This window comes from Paenibacillus sp. FSL R5-0928 (assembly GCF_037970385.1).
Taxonomy (GTDB): Bacteria; Bacillota; Bacilli; order Paenibacillales; family Paenibacillaceae; genus Paenibacillus_AQ; species Paenibacillus_AQ odorifer.
In genome coordinates this window covers 2,937,491-2,958,743 of record NZ_CP150225.1, presented here as the reverse complement: position 1 = coordinate 2,958,743, position 21,253 = coordinate 2,937,491, and the positions used below count along the sequence as shown (strand labels likewise).

Here is a 21,253-nt window from a genome sequence, read left to right as displayed (position 1 = left end):
TTTTGATCTGAAAGGAGCACTATCATGGAGCATCGCAAAATCCCTATTTCCCATACTCTCTCCTATATGGGTAGAACGATAACTGTGAGCGGACCCCGATCTCCTGAGGACCTTGAAGCCCTGCATATGCATCAGGATCTAGATGCTTTTCGCAGGCCATTAGAGCAGCAAGAGGCGCTCGTAGAGATCGCCAGCTTGCCAGAAGGCCGTGTGATTACTGCGGTAGAGAATGATGTCATAGTGGGCTATGTGACCTTCCATTATCCAGATGAAATGGAGTTATGGTCACAGGGTGGGATGGAGGATCTTATTGAGCTTGGAGCGATAGAGGTGAGTAATGATTATAGAGGGGCCGGACTAGGCCGGCTGCTGATTTCTACTGCTTTTGAACGGGAGCAATTAGAGAATTGTATTGTTTTTACAACAGAGTATTATTGGCACTGGGATTTAAAAGGCAGTGGGCTGGACGTGTGGGCCTATCGCCAAATGATGGAACGCCTGATGAAGACCGTTAATATGGTTTGGTATGCTACGGATGATCCGGAAATCTGTTCACATCCCGCTAACTGCCTAATGGTTCGCATTGGACAAGAGGTGCCCATGTCCTCTCAGGAGACCTTTGACAGAGTACGTTTTAGACAACGTTTCATGTATTGAGCATTAAATATGCTGCAGCATAAATTCTAATATGGAATGCGAGCGTTGTGAAGATTGTACTGTAAATTCTCTGAAATTCACCTCAGCTGATCCATCAGACTTATCTGACATCGAGCGAATGATGACAAAGGGCGTGGCGTTCATATGACAGACTTGGGCAACCGCCGCCCCTTCCATTTCCACACAAGCTCCATCCATTTGCTCTCTTAATTCAGCTACCATCTCCGCATTAGAAATGAATTGATCACCAGATAACACTTTGCCTATCAAGTACTTTTGACCTAACTCATTGCATGCCTTCTCAGCAAGCTGTACTAACGCAGGGTCTGCCTGGAAGACGGAAGTCTCCTGATAAGGAATTTCGCCTCTTGCGAACCCAAGCCCCGTAGCATCCATGTCATGTTGTACACATGTAGACGATATAACAATATCTCCAATATTCAATTCAGGATGTACAGCACCAGCAACCCCCGTAAACAGCACACGGGATACGCCAAAATTATCAATTAGAAGCTGAGTCGTAACTGCTGCATTTACTTTACCCACCCCAGATTTACAGAGCACTACGGATTTGCCTAATATATTTCCTATGTAATATTGTATACCTGCTTTAACTTTTGTCCGCTTGTCCTCCATGCCTTCTAGAAGCAGCTTAATTTCTTCATCCATCGCTCCGATTAATCCGATGATTTCACTCACAGCAAATGCCTCCTTTGATGATTTGTTTAATAAATAAAAACATAAAAAGCTCCATAAGGAGCTTTTTACGGAATAACTGTTCAGTTCTTAAATTACTTATTCAGATGATTAACCGACAAGCGGAGAATCGTTTCATGAGGCAGGATAACCCGCGGATTCTCAACGGTTTCTTTCTTCATAAGCTTGGTCAAAAGTCTCATCGCAACCGCGCCCAAATCGTACATAGGCTGAGCTACAGTTGTCAGCAAAGGACGAACCATCGAAGCCATACGAATGTTATCCACACTAATGATGGAGAAATCATCCGGTACCTTCAGACCTTCATCTTGAATACTGTGAATGGCGCCAATAGCCATTTCATCCGTTGCCGCAAAAATAGCGGTTGGTTTCTTCTTGAGTCCAAGGAAATACTTCATTGCTTCTACACCAGATTCATAGCGGTAGTTACCGATGCGTACCAAATCCTCTTGGTACTCGATTCCTGCCTGTTCCAGTGCTTTCTTGTAACCATGGAAACGTGCATATCCATTTGCAGGATCCTGCAGTGTGCCACTGATCATAGCAATCTCACGATGACCGTGACGAATCAATGTGTTCACAGCATCAAAAGCAGCGGTTTCATGATCGATGTCAACGGAAGGATAAGTTCCCTTCTCATCCCGTGTAGCACATAGAACAATCGGAACTGCAGAAGTCTGGAAAGCTTGAATATGTTCGTCAGTTACTGTACCCCCCATGAAGAGCAGACCATCGACCTGTTTCTCCAAAAGGGTATTAATGACACGAATTTCTTTCTCTTTACGCTTATCCGCGTTACACAATATGATATTGTAATGATACATGTTCGCGATATCTTCAATCCCGCGTGCAATTTCTGCAAAAATCGAGTTTGAAATATCAGGGATGACAACCCCAACGGTTGTCGTTTTCTTACTGGCAAGACCTCTTGCCACGGCATTGGGACGATATCCCAAACGTTCAATCGCTTCAAAAACTTTCTTCCGGGTCTGCGGTTTCACGTTAGGGTTATTATTCACAACCCGTGATACCGTAGCCATAGATACGCCTGCTTCTCGAGCTACATCGTAAATGGTTACCGTCAAATTACTCTCTCCATTGCGATAAATTTTATCGTTCGACTAATTAAAAATATGATACGACACTTTGTACATTTGTGCAATGATAACGCTTCATTTTCCTTTCAAAATTTCTTTCAAGGCTGAAAACGTCACCCTGGATTAAAATTGTGACCAGTGCTGGTTAACCTGTCCAAGAGCATCAATAATGTAACTTCTATCTATCGTAACAAAAAGTGAGTGAAAAATCCAACATTCCGTGAAAAATTTTCATTATTTTCACACAATTTTTTTATAATCTTCATTTTCAGTCATTTGGAAGGTTAATTGAGACAATCTTCGACTAGTTTCTTCCATCCAGTGTTGGTCTGACAGCTTCTCAGCTAAACGATAGATATCGAGAAGCATATCGACTCGGGTCTGAATCCTCTCTCGGATTATCGCCTCTAGTTCTAATATTCCCCCTATTATAGTTTCTGACAAGGATTCTTTTAATACACTGGCCAATTCATTTCTCTCCGTAAACAAAAAATCTTTTCCCGGATCATCTCCACTGAGTTCTTTTACTAATTTGCCTAGATCTGCTTTAATAAACTGCAAAGGTTCATAACTAGCGCATTCTGGGCAGGTATAGACAGGAACATGCGTAATCTTCATCTTCGTATTAAAAATCAAAGAATGCATATGTAAGTTCATGAGGCCACCACAACTGCACAACTTCTCCATCAAATTATCTTTATACATCTTCTACACCTCTTGCACAAAATTAATAAAGCACAAAGTTTGACTTTTTCAACTTCTATATTCGACTCCACTCGATTAAAACCCTCCTTTATTGCATATAATGATTAAATTGGCAATTTGTCTATAATTTACATCCCTAAAGATGACTTCATATTTTAAATTTGATAGAATAATGAAAGAATCATGGGAATAGAAAGGAGCTTAACTAAATGAGACTAGCCGGTAAAAAGGTCATAGCACTCGTAGACGATGAATTTGAAGATTTGGAGCTCTGGTATCCCGTGTATCGGGTGAGAGAAGAAGGTGCCGAGGTTCACTTGGCAGGTCTGGAAAAAAATAAGACGTACATCGGTAAATATGGCGTACCTGCTAAAGCAGAATACTCCTGGGACGAGCTTAATGCCGCAGATTATGATGGGATTTTGGTTCCAGGCGGCTGGGCTCCTGATAAAATCCGTAGATACAGTGCCGTTCTAAAGCTCGTACAGGATTTTAATGCGGCTAAAAAACCAATTGGGCAGATCTGCCATGCAGGCTGGGTATTAATTTCTGCTAAAATTCTGGAAGGTGTAACCGTCACCTCCACGCCGGGCATCCGTGATGACATGGAGAATGCCGGAGCCATCTGGAAGGATGAGGCTGTAGTTACGGATGGACATATCATTTCCGCTCGCCGCCCGCCAGATCTTCCGCCATACGGCAAAGCCTTTTGCGATGCACTTGCTGGGGAATAAACAATAGGTATATAGTTTAAAATCAAACAAGCCCTGTTTCTCACAATTTGAGGAGCAGGGCTTTTGATTTGAGGCGTTTAAAATTCCAAATTATTACCTGATCCGCATAGAATCCGTCTCCATGATCATATTTGGATAATTTGTAAACCTAAAGGTCAAAGGTTGAGGCAGCTTTTCTTTACCCACGTTAAGAAGATAAGTTATTGTAGTTCCTTTAGCATCCTCTCTATACTCTCTATATCCGGAGTAATTATCATGTACAAGCCAATGTCCGCTTCCAGCGCTATCCACAAAATTATCGTCTATCCCAAAATCGGTTGCTTCATGCAACTCCTCAACTTTTTTGGGAATCAATAAATCCAATACTATAATCCCCTGCTCTTCGTCCGCGGTCCGTTTGGAAATCGAGAGAGAGTTATCCGGTGCCTTTAAAATTTGCTGCGTTTCCGTGTTAATCACAAGCTCGACCTCTGATTGATCTAGAGCAGAGATTCCTTCAACTTCAAGTTTGATTGGATCATTAGGTCTCATATTGTCATTGTGGTAAATATTCGATCCACTTGCCCGCATTAGTTCCTCTTGATGACCCCCTTTTCCGAGGACAAGCTTAGGTGAAAGCAAACTAAAAATCCTCATTGTATTCTCTCTGCCAAAGGTTTCCCGCATATAAATACCCGTAGGTCCAATATAAACCTGGTCCATTATAATTTTCTGTCCACCGATAGACAGACTATCCTTCAAATCAACAAGTTCTCCTTGAAAATAATTGTTATCGGCTTCCAGTGGAATTTTGACACCCATTTCTTTTATATCCTTGTTATTAAAAACTTGACTAAGAGCATCTGGAAAAAGCGATAATGTGATATTCAACTCCTCTGGTATCTCATCCTGATATTTATCCCAGACGATTTGCTCATACATACGAGTCGTCCCAGGGGACCCAACCTCTTGTGCATTAGAAGTGCTAAACCCGCTGTATCCACTAAGGTGGTATTTATCCTCTGGAGTCTTTTTCAAAGACAAGCCAAAAAGACGCATCTTCTGATCCGTATTATTCTGGATTGTATAAAGCACTGCAATGCCTCTTCGATCTGCAATGATTCCGTTAACAGTCCATGTTATCCCATCCACCTCAGAAGAAGAGATACTTACCTCCTTCATCATCCCTGCATCAAGTGCTGATTTAATCGTCAGATTATTAGCAATAACGGGTCTAAACACTTCAAGCTGGCCCCAGCTTTTTGGAGGTAATTGTGCACGTACGGGATTTATCATCTGATTTGCCCAAGGCACAATTATAAGTAAGGCGAATGCCAAGACCACCAATACAACAACAGCGTACCTTTTACTAAAAGACAAACGTGTACGGTTCCCTTGCTGCATCCCCCTGCGGATCGCGGTGTCCAGTTTTACATCCAGAAGTTCTTCTGCCTCCGCATCGATTTTCTGAAAATAATCTTTAAGCAGCTTCTCTTCAGACTCAGCCATAAAACAGCTCCCCCTTCCGCTTCATTTTGTCACGCAGTTGTTTTAATCCTTTATTCAGCCATGTCTTCACTGTACCCTCTGGTTTATCCAGCACCTCTGCAATTTCGGCAAGGGTCATATCCTTGTAATATTTGAGCACCAGCACTTGGCGATATTTGGGTTTCACTCCATCCAGCGCTTGTTCCATGTCCAGTCTGCGGTCACTTTTCATCTCCATGATTCCCTCATCACTTCGAGCAGCTTCTGCGACTGTGTTCCTCTTTCGGCGCTTCAGCTCATCATTACAGCAATTAATCAAAATACGTGTTAACCAAGGAGCGAACCGCTCCGCGTCTTTTAAGCTCTTTCGTTTAATCCATGCGCGGCAGGTTGCCTCCTGCAAAACCTCCAGCGAATCCGCTTCATTTCGCAAATAGCTGTAGGCAATGCTATAAAGTTTTCTTTTCTGTCCAGCCACTTGCTCATAAAACAGCTCTTCGTCCGTAGCGGCCATTTCCATTTCATCATTTATAATGTGATCCATTTTCGGCCTGCCTCCCCCCTTGCCTTTATTCCTAAATCGGTTCTGTGTAACTCTCTCTATGTATTGACTGCGCTGCAGGGTAAACGGTTTTGTTTTTTTAAAAGTATGTCATAAATATAGAAAAAGGCTCGGCAAGAATGCCGAACCTTGATATGAATTGAATAAAAGTTACAGTAACTTTAGGATGAGGCTTTCTCCTGTAGTTCTCCGCTTGATCCAAGCGTAAGGCCACTTTTTTGCGCAAACGCAGTTAACATTTCTTCCGTCTCTGAGCTTGTACGATGATGGAAACACGCTTTGGCAATTCTTTTGGCATCCTTGGCCAATGTGTTCAGTGTGCGGTGTTTAACCTTCAGCAGCGCCTGCGGCGACATGCTGAGATCTCTAATTCCCAGCTCCAGCCAAAGAGGCAAAGAACGCTCATCCGCCGCCATTTCACCACATACACTGATATCAATCTTGGCATTACGTGCCGCTTCTACCGTCATACGGATCATTCGCAGAACCGCTGGATGGTACGGATGATACATATGAGCAATTTGTTCATTCATACGGTCTACCGCTAACACATATTGAACCAAATCATTAGTGCCGATACTGAAAAAGTCAACTTCCTCAGCCAATAAATCCGCAATCATAACCGCCGCCGGAACTTCAATCATAATACCCACAGGAAGAGTCCGGTTAAAAGGGATATCTCGTTGCTCCAGCTCAGCTTTCACTTCTTCTAAAACAGCTTTTGCCGCCTGCACTTCCTCTACGGAAGAAATCATCGGAAACATTAACTTTACATTCCCGTATGCACTTGCCCGCAAAATGGCACTTAGCTGGGTTTTGAACATATCCAATCGATCCAAGCTGATGCGAATCGCCCGATAACCAAGGAAAGGATTCTGTTCTTCAGGCAGCTGGATATAATCCAACTGCTTGTCCCCGCCAATATCCAGCGTACGAATCACTACAGTGTTATTGCCCACCTTCTCGACAACCTGTTTATACACTTCAAATTGTTCATCCTCAGTTGGGAAAGATCTGCGGTCCATATAAAGAAACTCTGTACGGAACAGGCCTACACCTTCAGCACCATACTTAAGTGCTATGTTGAGTTCTTTAACTGAACTGATATTGCCGGCAAGTCGCAGGTTCACACCATCCTTGGTGACAGCCTCCACGGTGGCGAGCAGTTCCAGCTGCTCTTTCTTTTTATGCTGTTTATCCCGAATCGCTACATATTCATTTATCGTAAGTTCATCTGGATGGATTTGTACAGATCCGGTATCGCCGTCGATCACAAGCATGTCCCCGGTCTGAATAGGATTAGACAGATTATTCTCCAAGCCCGCTACAAGCGGAATGCCTAGCGCACGAGCCATAATGGAGGAATGTGAGGTTTTACCGCCCATCATGGTGACAATACCTAGAACATAAGTTGGATTCAAGTGAGCTAGCTGGGAAGGAGACAACTCCTTCGCAACAAGAATATATGGCTGTGTATCCGATGGTAACGTAACCTCTGGAGCGCCTAAAAGATGTTTTAAAAGACGGTTTCCGACATCCTTGATATCAACCGCCCGCTCCTTCATGTACTCATCGTCTAGCAGATCAAACATCGCTACAAAATGATCAATCGCTTCTTTCACAGCTACTTCTGCCGCTTTGTACTGGCGTTCAATGATCCCGCGGATTTCACTCATGAACACAGGATCATCTAAGATCGCCAGATGAGCATCAAAAATACTCGATTCCTCCGGACCTACCACTTCTCTGAACTCTTTTTTGATGAATTCAATCTCGTCCTTAGAGGTACGGATACCTTCGTATAAACGCTCAAACTCCTTAGCTAGATCCACTGGGTTCACTTGTGTATCCGGTAAGCTCCATTCCCAGTTCGGCAAGACAAAGGCCTTCCCGATAGCTACACCTGCTGCTGCGCCTATGCCTTGTATCATCCTTCAATCCCTCCAACGTTACTTTCGTGTAAGACTACGGACATTACTGATGATTGCCCCTTTTTAACATTTTTAAATGGAGCATAGCTCCATGATTTGACCCGATCAGGATTCGTGATCACCATCGGTGTAGCCAATGAGGCCGCATGTTCACGCAAATAAGCGAGGTCGAATTTAACAAGCAATTGACCTGGCTCCACGCTGTCGCCTTCTTTTACAACCGCCTCAAAGGGTCCCTTGAGCTGTGAAGTGTCGATCCCTATATGCATGAGTACTTCCAGCCCTTCCGGCGTCGAAATACCCACGGCATGCATTGTAGGATAGACGTGCATAACTTTCCCGAATACGGGTGAAGTAAGTTCCCCTTTTTCCGGCAAAAATGCAACCCCATCGCCCACTAGCTTAGCTGCAAAAATGTGATCAGGCACTTCCTCGATAGGCATCATTCTGCCCTGCATTGGCGAACTGAACAGCACCTGCGGCAAATCACGAAGCATAAGCTTGTTAATCTCCTCGCGGATCAGTTCAGAATACGTGCCAAATACTACCTGGACATTTCCGCCGCCCAGCTTGATAATCCCTGCGGAACCCAAACCTTTAAGCGCTCCAGTATCTATATATCGGTCATTATGAACCGTAAGCCGCAGACGGGTGATACAGGACTGCACTTGTACAATATTCTCCTTGCCCCCAAGCGCCTCTAAGATTAGCGGTGCCTGATAAGGGATATTGCCGGCCCAATCCCCAAGCTCTGAACCTTCTTCACGCCCCGGTGTCGGGATCTGAAAACGGCGAATCGCCCAGCGGAATAAATTATAGTATACAATCCCATAGCCGATACCAATCGGAATCAGCAGCCAAGCCCTCTGTGACAAATGCATGTTCAAGAAGAAATCAATGGCTCCAGCCGAATAGGAGAACCCGTGATGGATTCCCAGCATGTAGGTCAGTACCATTGCGAGACCGGACATTACAGTATGTACCGCGAACAAATACGGAGAAGCAAATAAAAATGCAAATTCGATCTGCTCCGAAACCCCGGTCAGAAAACAAACCAACGCCGCACGCACAAAAGTCTTTTTAATCTTGGGCTTCAAATCCTCGCGCGCTTCCTGAATAATTGCAAAAGCAATGGCAGGCAGCGCAAACATCATAATCGGAAACAACCCCGCCATAAAAATCCCCGCCGTAGGATCGCCTGCAAAAAAACGCGGCAAATCCCCCTGAACCACAGCACTACCATCAGGAGTCGTAAAATTCCCAAATTGAAACCAAAACACATTATTAAGAATATGATGTAGTCCAAAAGCGGTCAGAACCCTATATAGGACCCCATAGATAAAAACGCCAAACCCGCCCGTCTGCAATATTCCCTGAAAAAGATTATCCAGCCCAATCTGCAGCAGCGGAGATATTCCTAACATTACCCACGCGAACCCGGCAGAAAATAAGCCCATGAACAGCAAAACAAAACGCGACCCTCCAAAAAACTGGATCGCCTCTGGAAGCTTAATATTTTTAAACCGGTTTTGCGCGACACCGGCAACGATCCCCAGCAAAATTCCGATTAGTGTTGCAGGTTGTACAAGCCCGTCTCCCATTTGGGTGACAATTCGGTCGTAAGTGAACATCCCAGCCAGCGCTGCAAGACCCGCCGTTCCGGCTTGATTGGATAACCCCCATGCTACACCTACAGCGAACAAATAAGGCATATAATAAAATATTGCCTGCCCCGCGTAAGTAGCCACTTCAGACACCGAAGAAAGTCCCCATGCAGACCAAGGTAAGCTGCCCAAACTCAGCAAAATGGCTGCCGCCGGCAGTACCATGGTAGGAAGCATTATGGCTCTGCCCAATTGCTGCAATGATCCGAGCCAATTCAAGGCTACCCTCTCCTTTCTTTCTATATTGAATGGTAAGCGCTGCGGGGATTTTTGTCAAAAGAAACTCATGAGATCTTCACGTTACATTTTTAAAACAAATATTCTCACTTTCCACTAAACATTTATTCATTAGAATCCATAGAACGGCTGGTATTTACGTGGGACTATTAATATTACAGAGTCAGAATCGAGTTTAAGTGTACTTTGTGCAACTATTCCTATCGATGTTACTCTGAGCACCTTTTTAACTGCACTTTATACAACTATTTTTAGAGATTTTCCACTTAACCTAATCGTTGATGCGTTTTAAGTGTACAAAGTACAACTATTTCGCATTTAGATAGTTATTTCGGCGATTTAGCTGTATAAAGTGCAATTATTCCCTTGCGCAGCTATCCCATAGATGTCCCTAGCATACCTGATTGGATTGGATTGGATTGGATTTGATCTGGTCTGGTCTGGTCTGGTCTGGTCTAGTCTGGTCTGAACTGATCTGATCCCAGAGCATTCGCTTCATAACATCGAACTTTTCTCCCCCCATTAGCTATCTCCAACACCCTAAACTCACAGTTAGGAATTCCACCTGAGTTTAAGTGTACTTTGTGCAACTATTCATATCGACGTTACTCTAAGCACCTTTTTAACTGCACTTCATACAACTATTTTTAGTGATTTCCCACTTAACCTAATCTTTGATGCGTTTTAAGTGTACAAAGTACAACTATTTCGCATTTAGATAACTATTTCGGCGATTTAGTTGTACAAAGTGCAATTATTCCCTTGCGCAGACTCTAAAGATCCTCTTACCACATTTGATCTGGTCTGAGAGCCTTCACCTCATAATACCGAATTCTTTCTCCCTGATTAACCGGCTTCAGCAACCCCTTCTCACTTAATGATTGCAGCAATCGACGCGCCGTACGGAAATTAATGCAGAAATGCGTGGCCACATCCTTTGGACGAACCGGTTTACCTAGACGCCAAGCGAAACGCAGAACCTCTTTTTCCTCAGATAAAATAGCTACGCTAGCAGATTTACGCGCCAAGTAAGGCGCCAGCACCAGTTGTAACAGCATCCGGCAGACCTCGGGACGTTGCTGGATATCATCAAAAGAAAAATGAATCATCCTCCAGCCCATCCCAGTCAAAAAAGTGTCCCGATTTACTGAATAGTTGAATTTCTCGCGGTCCATATCTTTCACATGGCTTTGATATCCATCACACTCGATCCCAAAGCTGCTGCCCGTCTGCGGAAGAAAAGCAAAGTCCAAAAATTGTGATTTGCGATTCCAGTCATATACTTCGTATTCTGGATGCAAATCGTCTAGGGACTCAAACATAGGCCACCATACATTCTGCAAAAATAGCTTTTCCGCAAAATTATTGCCTCTAACCAGCCTCCCTCTTCTTTCACCTGTTCTTGATTTCATATGTTGGTCGATAAACAAACCATGCGCTTCTTCAAACTCCATAACCTATAGCCTCCCCTACAAAATAAAAAAACGCCCTTCACCGCAAAAAGCGGTTAAAGGACGTTCTTCGTCTAATCTCATTATAACTAGCTCAACAGGCGAGTTACATTAAAAATCGCACCTTTTGTTACACAATACCTCTTACTTTGGCTGATCTCCATCATCTAAGTTTGCTATAACCTCAGCGTCATAAATTTAAACCTAGTTAGTTTATTGCACTTTTGCTCATTCATAACAGCTAGTTCGTTCTTCACCAGTTAGTCCGTTCTTCACCAGCTAGTTCGTTCTTCACCAGCTAGTTCGTTCTTCACCAGTTAGTCCGTTCTTCGCCAGCTAGCTCGTTCTTCATCAGCTAGTTCATTCTTCACCAGCTAGTTCGTTATTCGTCAGTTCCTTGTTACGTCCGTTGGTCAACGATAACTGTAATCACCACACACTTAACTCAGTGTTCAGTTCAACAGTATATGACCAACCCTACTGCCGGCTACGCCCATGCATTGTGATCGCTTCTTCGACCTTGATGCAGCGGTCCATAATGGCGATCATACCGTGCTCAGCGGCGATTTCAGCGGCTTCTGCGCTAACTATACCCTGCTGGAGCCACAGCACACGTGCGCCAATGTCAGCAGCCTCCTGCGCGACCTTTGCGCAGTGTTCGCTTCGACGGAATACATTGACGATGTCCACTGGCTCCGGAATTTCTGCTAAAGTGTGATAACACTTTTCTCCCAGGATCTCACCATCCACCGTTGGGTTAACGGGAATGATCCGATATCCCCGGCTTTGCATGGCGCCCGCGACCATATAAGAGGTACGGTCTGTTTTGTCTGACAAGCCGACAACAGCAATGTTACCTGCGGAAGCAAGGATATCTCCGATCTGCTCCCGACTTGGATTCTCAAAGCTCATAAGTAGTGCCCCTTTCCATAGTTACACTTACTGATCCTTGTTTAACTGAAGCTAGATACGCTAGCTCCCTTATTCCTATTGTACCCACTCCACATTCGCACCAAGCGCACGCAAGTGATCAAAATATTGCGGATAAGATTTTGCCACATGATGTGCATCCTTAATCAAAAGAGGTTTACGCGCACGCAAGCCCACTACGGATAGTGCCATAATTACGCGGTGATCATAATGCGCATTAATGGTGACTCCGCCTTCGACACCTTCAGGCATGCCGTGAACAATAATCTCATCGCGGCGTTCTTCTACCTTAGCTCCGGCACGGGTTAATTCTGCTAAGTAATCGGTAATGCGATCGCATTCCTTATAACGCAAATTCTCAACATTGTAGAATCGGGAGGTGCCTTCTGCAAATACTGCGGCAGCCACCATGGCCAATACCGCATCGGTTGCAGCATCTCCATCAAATTCAACAGCTTTTAGGATACCGTTCCCTTGGACATGTACTGTGCCCTCTTCATGAGTAAGAGGAACTTCCATCATCCGCAGCACATCAACAATGGCTCTTTCACCTTGTTTACTTTGTTCTGCAAGACGGTGGATTTTCACATCCGACTTTGTAACGGCAGCCGCCGCAAGGATTGCCGCAGAGCCTGGGTAGTCACCTTGAACAGTATATGACTTAGCTGCATAAGCTTGACGACCTGGAACTTTAAAGGACATGTAATCATCCGCAGCGTGCACCACAATACCTGCCTGCTCCAACACTTCCAAGGTCTGGCCCACGACAACCTTCGATTTCAAATCATCGAGGACAATAATTTCACTATCTTCTTCAAGCAATGGTGTCAGGAATAATAGAGCACTTAAGAACTGGGAGCTTACTGCACCAGAGACAGTAATTCTGCCTCCAACCGGTTTACCCCCACGGATCGTGATTGGCAATTTCCCTTCATTATGCTCCACCTGAACACCTAGCTGTTCCAGCGCCACAATCAAGTCGTCATGCGGACGTTTGCCCAATGAGTCTGGATACGTATTTACAAAAGTAACCTCAGGACTTAACGCGGCCACAGCCATAAGAAAACGCAGCACCGCTCCGGCATTTCCTACATTAAGTTCTTTAACGTCTTTTGGATGACGTCCGAAGCCTTGAATCACAATCTTTTCCTCATCCTCTGTAAGCACAGCACCCAAATCTGCTATGCAGCGACGGATCGCGTCGCTATCCTCACTATGTGCAGGATGATAAATCGTACTTACTCCTTCAGACAATGCCGCAACCAGCAGATAACGTGTCGTATAGTTTTTGGAAGAGAGGGCTCCAAATTCTCCTTGTAGAGATGGCGTTGGCCTAACAATAACGTCCATAATATAAACTCTCCTTAGTAGATGTAGTGGGTATGTAATGCTCGTTTGACAGGGTATTCTGTTCTTGTGTTATCATTAAACCATTCTTCTGATGAAAAGAGGTCAAACCCATGCATAATGTACCACAAATCACACCGCAAGAATTACGGCAGTGTATAGAGACAGGTGAAGACCTTGTACTCATCGATGTTCGCGAAGACGAAGAGGTGGCCTCTGGGATGATTCCAGGTGCACAACATATCCCTATGGGAGAAATTCCACACCGTACTGAGGATATTCCAAGCGACGCCAAAGTGATCTTCATTTGCCGTTCCGGTGCCCGCAGCCAACGTGTCTGCGAATATCTACAGCAGTTTGGTTATAACGCTGCGAACCTTAGCGGCGGTATGATTGAATGGAATGAGACACTCTCTTAAAAGCTCAACCGCGGTAATGCATTAAAATATGTTGCGACACTTCTGCCGCAGTCAGTCCCGTTGTATCGACCGTGTAATGCGCGAATAGGTATGCATCCTGGCGATCTTCCATGATTCGTCTGACCCGTTCTTCTGCATTGCCGGCGAGCAGCGGACGATTCTCATCCCCGCTAACACGTGCAATAATCTCTTCCTCAGTTGCCGTTAGCGCAACCACATGCCCTTTACTCAGCATTAAGGCTGTATTCCCCGGCGCCAATACCGCGCCACCACCAGTGGATATTAATTTATTCTCAGACTCTAGCATTTGCTTTAGAACCGCAGTTTCTACGCTTCGAAAGTATTCCTCACCATCTTCTGCGAAGATTTCTGCAATGCTTCTGCCTTCAGTCTCAATAATGACATGATCCAAATCAACCAGCTCATAGCCCAGCTCCTCGGCCAAAATAGCACCAACAGTTGACTTACCAGTCGCCATCATCCCTACTAAAATAATGTTTTTGTTCTTATCTTCCTGACTCATCGTTTTTAGTTCTTCTGTATCCCCAGCCATGACTATCCTCCAACCGCGATATTTGTCATATCATAACACAGGGTCAAAACATTAGACAATCCGCTTCTTCCAGTAAAAAAAGACCCGAAAGGCTCCCCATTTCTGGTGAAGCCGTCCGGGCCGCTTGTCATTCAGTCAATTAGATTATTCTGCTGCCATCCAGTTGTGGTGGAAGACGCCTTCTTTGTCCACGCGTTTGAAGGTGTGAGCGCCAAAGTAATCACGTTGAGCCTGAAGCAAGTTAGCAGGCAAACGTTCTGTACGGTAGCTGTCATAGTAAGCCAATGCGCTGGAGAATCCAGGGACTGGAACACCCAAAGTTACCGCAGAAGCAATGACTTTACGCCATGCAGATTGGTAATTGTCCATAACATTCTTGAAGAAAGGATCAAGAAGCAGATTCTTAAGCTCTGCATTGTTCTCATAAGCATCTGTGATGTTTTGTAGGAAACGGGAACGGATAATGCAGCCGCCGCGCCAGATTTTAGCCAGCTCGCCATATTTCAGATCCCAACCATATTCGTCGGAAGCTACGCGAAGTTGAGCGAAACCTTGCGCGTAGGATACGATTTTGCTCGCGAACAATGCTTTACGCACGTTCTCGATGAATTCGGCTTTGTCGCCTTCAAATGTTATTGCTTCTGGTCCGTTAAGCACTTTGCTTGCTTCTACGCGCTCATCCTTCATAGCAGACAGGAAGCGGGAGAATACGGATTCGGTAATCATGGACAGAGGTACACCAAGATCTAGTGAGCTTTGGCTTGTCCATTTACCAGTACCCTTTTGGCCAGCGGAATCAAGGATAACGTCAACCATAGGTTTGCCGGTTTCTTCGTCATATTGAGCAAAGATATCAGTAGTGATCTCGATCAGGTAGCTGTCGAGCTCGCCGCTGTTCCACTCTTTGAAAATATTGTGAAGTTCTTTTGCATCCAGACCTAGAACATCTTTCAACAACTGATAAGCTTCACAGATCAATTGCATATCACCATATTCGATACCGTTGTGCACCATTTTAACATAGTGTCCTGCACCGTCAGGTCCGATATATGTACAGCAAGGCTCTCCGTCCACTTTGGCTGAGATTGCCGTTAGGATAGGCTCTACAAGTTTATACGCACTTTCTTGACCACCTGGCATAATCGAAGGACCTTTAAGAGCACCTTCTTCACCACCGGAAACTCCAGTACCGATAAAGCGGAAACCTTTTTCTTCCAGCTCTTTACTGCGACGAACTGTATCAGGGAAGTAAGCATTCCCTCCGTCGATAATGATGTCGCCTTGATCAAGATGCGGCAGCAGTTGCTCGATGGTAGCATCAGTAGCTTTACCAGCTTGAACCATGATCAGAATTTTGCGCGGTGTTTCCAGCGAAGCTACAAATTCCTCAACAGAAAATGTGCCTACGAGGTTTTTACCTTCCGCTTCAGCAAGAAGATCATGTGTCTTCTCCGGGGAGCGGTTGAATACGGATACGGAAAAACCTTTGCTTTCGATATTTAGAGCCAAATTCTTGCCCATTACCGCCAAGCCAATAACGCCGATTTGTTGTTTTGCCATCTGGTCCTCCACCCTTTGCACCCTATATTTTTGTGAAATTCATTTCTCGCAGTATAAGAATACCACCCTTTATCAGAGACAGCAAAGCCTGCCCTGCGAATAGAGATCAATTTCATTGACAAATTCAGACCAAGAAATGATCACAATGACTATTTTAACGTTTTTAACGTCAGAAGTGAACCCCTGTCTGCAAGTTCCAATACAAATATAAGACACCCCGAGGAACAGGGTGCCTTGAAAGAACATTTGCCCGGCACTTGCTTACCATTCTAACATAAACAATTCCTTGGTCAAAAAGGCAAGCTCAGCTCGACATTTGTCCGCGCGAACCGTATCTCCAGCCTTTAATGCATCATTTAACCGATCCAACTGTTCATCCACTTCAATTCTCCGCTGGCGAACCCGTTCTTCCCCTTCAATAGAATAAAAGAGTCTTGTCAGCTCCTCATCTGTGAGCATAGGTCCCTTCTGATATAACACACGCTGCTGATAACCAGAAATTTCAACCAGGCGAATCACTTCGCCAAACAGAATATTTTCAATAATAATCTGCCGATCCCGGAAACGCTTAACGATAGCATGCCCGCGCATATCCCCAATTAATTTCTCCATCCACTCTGACAAGCGAGCATCACGGATCATATAATCGCCCACAAGCTTATAGCCGTCTTTAATCCTTTGAAACCGCAATTTCACTAACTTACGACCCGTACGGACCGAAATCACAAAGACCTGTTCATTCTCGCTCCAATATAGGGAATAACCTTCTTGAATCAAATCCTTGATCAGGTCCTGGATATGCTGTCTGTCGAACCGCAGTTCCAGGTTACAATATTCCACCTCGTCGTTTTTGTTCACGGCACTCCCCCCTAACAGCTTCACATCTGTAAAGCCAGCCTTCATTAGTTCAATTCCAGAGTAATCATGGCTGCCGGACCTCTTCTTGAGTTAACTTCCTTTTTGCGTTCGTCTTAATCTTATTTTATACTTCAGTTTATGTAGCGGTAACTTGGTTTATTGACTATTTTTACCCGCAACAGCCTTTCTCCAAACGCTGAGCGAGAATTTTAATGCCTTTTAGTCCTTTTGGAGCATAGACGTTCTAGTCCTTCAGCTGCACAGTGTCATACAGAAGACCTTCGAAACTTACTTCCGTTATATCTTATGTCCTTCTAATTTTCTAAAAAAACCGCTGATATACCGGATCATTCTTCGGTTATCAGCGGCTCTTTATTTTCCTCAGCTAGTCTTAAATTTCTGTTTCGTTCTATGCACAATAAGCAGATGCAGCCCGAAGAGCAGCAGCATTACAATGGCACTTGCCAGGAATGGGACACCATGTCCTACATGATCCCATAATCTTCCTGACAATACTGGCCCCGCTACCATTCCTGATCCTTGGAGTGTCAGGAACAACCCCCAGACCGTCCCTCGTTCTCCCTTAGGTACTTGCTTAGCCAGAAAGGCATTCCATGCCGGGAGGATAAGCGCGTAGCTTATACCGACCAGTGCCACCGCGATAAAGGCAAGTGGCAGCCAGCGAACCTGAGAGAAAAAGGCCAGTGAAAAGGCAGCTAACAAAAAACCTATATTCAGAAACACCGTTGTCCCTATGCGGTCCACCAGCTTGCCTGCGGGAATAAGTGCAAGAACTGTAATCCCTCCCCCTGCAATGAGGAGCAAACTGAATTGATTGGGACTAACATGCAGCTCTGTACGTGCAAACAAGGTAACTACAGGCGTCATCAAGCCAATGGCGAAGGCTTGTAGGAACAACGCCGGGTACAGCCATCTGCTGACTTTCAGGGTAGTTCTCACCTGATGCAGCGTTCTTTTTATACTTTCTATCGGACTAAGCTTTTTACGATCCATTGCTCCGCCAAGTCCATGCATGTCCCTCACGACAGCATGAGACCCGCTGGAAGAGATTCGTTTAGGTAAGAAAAGGGCTACTACAACTACAGCGGCAGCACAACCTAACAAGACCAGAAAAGCCACATGATAACTCTGTCCACCCTGATCCATTAAAAAATTCACAACAATTGGACCGATTCCTGTTCCTGCGAGAGAGGCCATCTCAACAGCGCCCATGGCCGCACCACTGCTGCCGCTTTTGGTTGATCCGGCGAGTTCGGTAATTCCGGTCATCACACATGGCCAAAGCGGAGATGTCCCGATCCCAAGAATGAGACAGGCGATGGATAACGCAACGGCCGTTTTGGCATAGATTATCAAGCCAATGGCTACTAGAATCAGCAACAATGCACCTGTCATCGTCCAGCGGAACCCTATGCGCTCCATAACCCAGCCTGAAGGGCTGCGGAAGACGTTGTCCCCCAAATACTGTAGGGCAAAAGCGAATCCCACTACTGTCACCGACAGGCCCAGTATATTCTCCATATACACTGGCAACAAGGCAACAAGCAGCGAACCTTTAACAAATTCAACTAAAAAAATAATTACCCACATCTCCACAATAAATGGTGATGCTAAACTAATATTCATCCGTTGTTCAGCTTTCGTGGACATTCTATCACATCCAAATCCTAGTATTCTGAAGATTGTTTTGTTATACTGATGCTTGCCTTAAAAATTAACTATTCGCGAAAGGTTGTGACAGCATTAAATGAATCAACACCGTACTCCCCTCTTCACAGCTCTAAAAAAGCATGCCGCCGGCAATCCAGTTCAATTTCATATTCCCGGGCATAAGAAGGGGCTAGGAACCGATGCCGAATTCCGTGAGTTTATCGGCGATAACGCTCTATCCATAGATCTAATCAACATCGCACCGCTTGATGATCTACATCAGCCAACTGGCGTAATCCAGGAGGCTCAAAAGCTGGCTGCGAAGGCTTTCGGCGCCGACTATACGTATTTTAGCGTACAGGGCACGAGCAATGCCATCATGACGATGATCCTCTCTGTCTGCTCACCGGGTGAAAAAATAATTGTGCCGCGTAACATTCATAAATCCGTAATGTCGGCCATTATCTTCTCCGGAGCCAAGCCTGTGTTCGTCTCGCCTGTACAGGATGAGAATCTCGGGATAGATCACGGCATAACCACCAGTGCGCTGGAACGAGCGTTAAAGCGTCATCCAGACGCTAAAGGAGTTCTAGTTATCAATCCAACGTACTTCGGCGTATGTGCCGACCTGCGTTCGATTGTCGACCTGGCTCACCGTTACGGGGTACCCGTACTGGTGGACGAGGCACATGGAGTACTGATTCATTTTCATGAGGATCTGCCGGTATCGGCCATGCAGGCCGGTGCGGACATAGCTGCCACTAGTGTGCATAAGCTTGGTGGTTCCATGACGCAAAGCTCGGTACTGAATCTAAATGCGAAGACTGGGCTGATTAACCCACAACGGGTGCAGACCATTATGAGCATGCTGACAACAACATCAACCTCATATATTTTATTGGCGTCTCTCGATACATCTAGACGTAATCTCGCGCTGAACGGACATGAAATGGCGGAAAGAACGATCCAATTGTCCAACTACGCACGCGAGACCATTAACACTATCGAAGGCTTGTACAGTTTTGGTAAAGAAATACTTGGAACTGAAGCAACTTTCGATCTAGATCCAACCAAACTTAACATTCATGTTCGCCATTTAGGGATCACAGGTTACGAAACCGAAAACTGGCTGCGTGAGAAATACAACATCGAAGTTGAACTGAGTGACATGTATAATATTCTTTGCCTTATTACCCCAGGTGATACTCAAGAATCAGTAGATAAATTATTAGCTGCTTTGCGGGTGTTGTCCGCCATCCATTATAGCAAGGGTGAAATCTATGAACTGAAGGTTCAGGTTCCAGAAATCCCGCAGCTTGCTTTGATTCCAAGAGATGCTTTTTATGCTGACACTCAGTTAGTTCCGTTCCGCGAATCTGCCGGGTACATCATTGCAGAGTTTATCTATGTATATCCACCGGGGATACCGATTCTCCTCCCTGGCGAAGTCATTACTCAGGATAATATCGACTACATTATCGACCACGTCGAAATCGGTCTGCCGGTTAAAGGTCCTGAGGACCGCAGCATCACTAATGTTAAGGTGATTGTTGAAGCCGATCCTATATCCTAAGATCCATCTTTTCCTAAAAAACTTCAATCATTTATACAAAAACCCGATACCATAATGAGTATCGGGTTTCTGTATATAAGCATCAACTGTCCCATTCACATAGAACAGCTTAAGTTTAGTCGCTAGAATCTATTCTTGCTGAGCAAGCAGATTGTTGTAAGCTTCTTCAACAGCTTTCCATTCTTCTTCATCTTCGATATTATACAATACCATTTCTTCGTCTTCTTCTTCCATACGCAGAATAATGCCGTCTGCTTCTGGATTCTCGCGCTCTAACAACAGAGCATATAATTTCTCGCCTATGTCGAACGTTTCTACAAGCACCATTTCCACATCTTCGCCCTGCTCGTTCGTCAAGGTCAGCACAAACTCCTCGTGCTCATGGTCGTGATCATGCCCGCAACCGCATGCTTCACCATGCTCATGTTTGTGATCGCTCATTGTAATACCTCACTTTGAATTGTATTATCCTACATCTGGTATCGTACCACGTTAGATTAGTTCAGGTCAATTTAGAACACCTAATTTAACGCTGTAATTACCTTCTCCGACACAAGTACGTAATCTGCATTTTTGGATGGCTTAATATAGAAGCCTACCCGATATTTGCCCGCTTCTTTAAAGTCATAAGTAAACTCAGAGGTTGGAAACCAGAAATTATCCTTCTGTGAGCCTTCAAGCACCTGCGACTGAATATCCTTAACGTTACCAGACGGATCTGTCATGGCTACTTTCACAGCTGAAATCTCTTCAGTCAGGCTATCTACCTGTGTTAATATCTTAATTTTCAGCTTGCCTACGTTGACATTGCCAAAAACCGTATCCCCTTTAAAAAGTACAATATGGACATTAGGTTTAAGAATCGTAACTTTCCCAGAACCGTCCCAAGTAACAACCCCGCCTGTTTCTCTAGCAGGAATGTACGTTTTTCCATCAATTAGATAACCGCCGTCTACAATTTCTTTTCCGTTGCTCCATACTCTAATTTTCTGATTAACGGAATCGGCGAATAATAATGAGCCACCCATTAAGGAAAAAGCAAACACGCACAAAGTGATTTTTTTCCATCTATTCATTTGAGACCCTCCAGATAATTCATGCTGTTAATATATACTTACTT

Annotated in this window: 21 protein-coding genes; 4 read left to right on the top strand and 17 right to left on the bottom strand. The window is 44.7% G+C overall.

Annotated features, from left to right (window positions below; genetic code table 11):
• Window positions 1-24: 24 nt before the first annotated feature.
• Window positions 25-657 (top strand): GNAT family N-acetyltransferase, encoded by a 633-nt coding sequence (locus MKZ16_RS13195; RefSeq protein ID WP_036686143.1) that lies wholly within the window; start codon window positions 25-27, stop codon window positions 655-657.
• A gap of 3 nt (window positions 658-660) precedes the next feature.
• Here the strand turns inward: MKZ16_RS13195 and MKZ16_RS13190 are convergent, their stop codons facing one another.
• The 3 genes from MKZ16_RS13190 to MKZ16_RS13180 all read right to left on the bottom strand — a co-directional run bounded on the left by MKZ16_RS13190 (window position 661) and on the right by MKZ16_RS13180 (window position 3,176).
• A complete protein-coding gene (locus MKZ16_RS13190) occupies window positions 661-1,356 on the bottom strand; it encodes a 5'-methylthioadenosine/adenosylhomocysteine nucleosidase (RefSeq protein ID WP_036686141.1) in 696 nt (231 codons plus the stop codon).
• 92 nt (window positions 1,357-1,448) lie between these two features.
• Window positions 1,449-2,459, bottom strand: a complete 1,011-nt coding sequence (gene ccpA, locus MKZ16_RS13185; protein ID WP_036686140.1) for a catabolite control protein A — start codon at window positions 2,457-2,459, stop codon at window positions 1,449-1,451.
• Window positions 2,460-2,711: 252 nt separating this feature from the next.
• The gene (locus MKZ16_RS13180; RefSeq protein WP_076099561.1) at window positions 2,712-3,176 is read right to left on the bottom strand and encodes a hypothetical protein; all 465 of its coding nucleotides are present in this window, start codon (window positions 3,174-3,176) and stop codon (window positions 2,712-2,714) included.
• Between the two features lie 209 nt (window positions 3,177-3,385).
• Here MKZ16_RS13180 and MKZ16_RS13175 point away from each other — a divergent pair, with 209 nt between their 5' ends.
• The gene (locus tag MKZ16_RS13175; RefSeq protein WP_038570273.1) at window positions 3,386-3,910 is read left to right on the top strand and encodes a type 1 glutamine amidotransferase domain-containing protein; all 525 of its coding nucleotides are present in this window, start codon (window positions 3,386-3,388) and stop codon (window positions 3,908-3,910) included.
• Window positions 3,911-4,003: 93 nt separating this feature from the next.
• Here the strand turns inward: MKZ16_RS13175 and MKZ16_RS13170 are convergent, their stop codons facing one another.
• From MKZ16_RS13170 to aroA, 8 genes are all read right to left on the bottom strand, one after another.
• A complete protein-coding gene (locus MKZ16_RS13170; RefSeq protein ID WP_076104786.1) occupies window positions 4,004-5,398 on the bottom strand; it encodes a DUF4179 domain-containing protein in 1,395 nt (464 codons plus the stop codon).
• Window positions 5,391-5,921, bottom strand: coding sequence for a sigma-70 family RNA polymerase sigma factor (locus tag MKZ16_RS13165; protein ID WP_094902125.1), 531 nt, complete (start codon window positions 5,919-5,921; stop codon window positions 5,391-5,393). Before MKZ16_RS13165 ends, MKZ16_RS13170 begins: the two co-directional genes overlap by 8 nt.
• A gap of 179 nt (window positions 5,922-6,100) precedes the next feature.
• The gene (gene ptsP / locus MKZ16_RS13160; protein ID WP_076099558.1) at window positions 6,101-7,870 is read right to left on the bottom strand and encodes a phosphoenolpyruvate--protein phosphotransferase; all 1,770 of its coding nucleotides are present in this window, start codon (window positions 7,868-7,870) and stop codon (window positions 6,101-6,103) included.
• On the bottom strand, window positions 7,867-9,753 hold the full coding sequence (locus MKZ16_RS13155) for a glucose PTS transporter subunit IIA (RefSeq protein ID WP_036686132.1): 1,887 nt from the start codon (window positions 9,751-9,753) through the stop codon (window positions 7,867-7,869). The genes ptsP and MKZ16_RS13155 overlap by 4 nt, the downstream gene beginning before the upstream one ends.
• A gap of 409 nt (window positions 9,754-10,162) precedes the next feature.
• Window positions 10,163-10,294 (bottom strand): hypothetical protein, encoded by a 132-nt coding sequence (locus MKZ16_RS13150; protein ID WP_339815793.1) that lies wholly within the window; start codon window positions 10,292-10,294, stop codon window positions 10,163-10,165.
• A gap of 262 nt (window positions 10,295-10,556) precedes the next feature.
• Window positions 10,557-11,225 (bottom strand): hypothetical protein, encoded by a 669-nt coding sequence (locus tag MKZ16_RS13145; RefSeq protein ID WP_076104784.1) that lies wholly within the window; start codon window positions 11,223-11,225, stop codon window positions 10,557-10,559.
• Between the two features lie 474 nt (window positions 11,226-11,699).
• Window positions 11,700-12,134, bottom strand: coding sequence for a CoA-binding protein (locus tag MKZ16_RS13140; RefSeq protein WP_076104783.1), 435 nt, complete (start codon window positions 12,132-12,134; stop codon window positions 11,700-11,702).
• Window positions 12,135-12,209: 75 nt separating this feature from the next.
• Window positions 12,210-13,502, bottom strand: coding sequence for a 3-phosphoshikimate 1-carboxyvinyltransferase (aroA, locus tag MKZ16_RS13135; protein ID WP_036686127.1), 1,293 nt, complete (start codon window positions 13,500-13,502; stop codon window positions 12,210-12,212).
• Window positions 13,503-13,612: 110 nt separating this feature from the next.
• Here aroA and MKZ16_RS13130 point away from each other — a divergent pair, with 110 nt between their 5' ends.
• Window positions 13,613-13,918, top strand: coding sequence for a rhodanese-like domain-containing protein (locus MKZ16_RS13130; RefSeq protein WP_038570249.1), 306 nt, complete (start codon window positions 13,613-13,615; stop codon window positions 13,916-13,918).
• A 4-nt stretch (window positions 13,919-13,922) separates the two neighbouring features.
• Here MKZ16_RS13130 and MKZ16_RS13125 read toward each other — a convergent pair whose 3' ends face one another.
• The 4 genes from MKZ16_RS13125 to MKZ16_RS13110 form a co-directional block, all read right to left on the bottom strand.
• Window positions 13,923-14,471 (bottom strand): shikimate kinase, encoded by a 549-nt coding sequence (locus tag MKZ16_RS13125; protein WP_235219530.1) that lies wholly within the window; start codon window positions 14,469-14,471, stop codon window positions 13,923-13,925.
• Window positions 14,472-14,615: 144 nt separating this feature from the next.
• Window positions 14,616-16,031 carry an NADP-dependent phosphogluconate dehydrogenase gene (gene gndA, locus MKZ16_RS13120; protein ID WP_076104782.1) on the bottom strand — a complete coding sequence of 472 codons (1,416 nt, stop codon included), beginning with the start codon at window positions 16,029-16,031 and terminating at the stop codon, window positions 14,616-14,618.
• Between the two features lie 261 nt (window positions 16,032-16,292).
• Window positions 16,293-16,889 (bottom strand): hypothetical protein, encoded by a 597-nt coding sequence (locus tag MKZ16_RS13115; RefSeq protein WP_036686566.1) that lies wholly within the window; start codon window positions 16,887-16,889, stop codon window positions 16,293-16,295.
• A 381-nt stretch (window positions 16,890-17,270) separates the two neighbouring features.
• Complete coding sequence (locus MKZ16_RS13110; RefSeq protein ID WP_036686122.1) at window positions 17,271-18,560, bottom strand: MFS transporter; 1,290 nt, start codon at window positions 18,558-18,560, stop codon at window positions 17,271-17,273.
• Between the two features lie 97 nt (window positions 18,561-18,657).
• Between MKZ16_RS13110 and MKZ16_RS13105 the strand changes: the two genes are divergently transcribed.
• The gene (locus tag MKZ16_RS13105; RefSeq protein WP_036686120.1) at window positions 18,658-20,133 is read left to right on the top strand and encodes an aminotransferase class I/II-fold pyridoxal phosphate-dependent enzyme; all 1,476 of its coding nucleotides are present in this window, start codon (window positions 18,658-18,660) and stop codon (window positions 20,131-20,133) included.
• A 129-nt stretch (window positions 20,134-20,262) separates the two neighbouring features.
• Here the strand turns inward: MKZ16_RS13105 and MKZ16_RS13100 are convergent, their stop codons facing one another.
• Together MKZ16_RS13100 and MKZ16_RS13095 are read right to left on the bottom strand one after the other, a co-directional pair.
• Complete coding sequence (locus MKZ16_RS13100) at window positions 20,263-20,574, bottom strand: DUF1292 domain-containing protein (RefSeq protein ID WP_036686118.1); 312 nt, start codon at window positions 20,572-20,574, stop codon at window positions 20,263-20,265.
• Between the two features lie 80 nt (window positions 20,575-20,654).
• Window positions 20,655-21,209 carry a copper amine oxidase gene (locus tag MKZ16_RS13095; RefSeq protein ID WP_036686116.1) on the bottom strand — a complete coding sequence of 185 codons (555 nt, stop codon included), beginning with the start codon at window positions 21,207-21,209 and terminating at the stop codon, window positions 20,655-20,657.
• Window positions 21,210-21,253 lie beyond the last annotated feature (44 nt).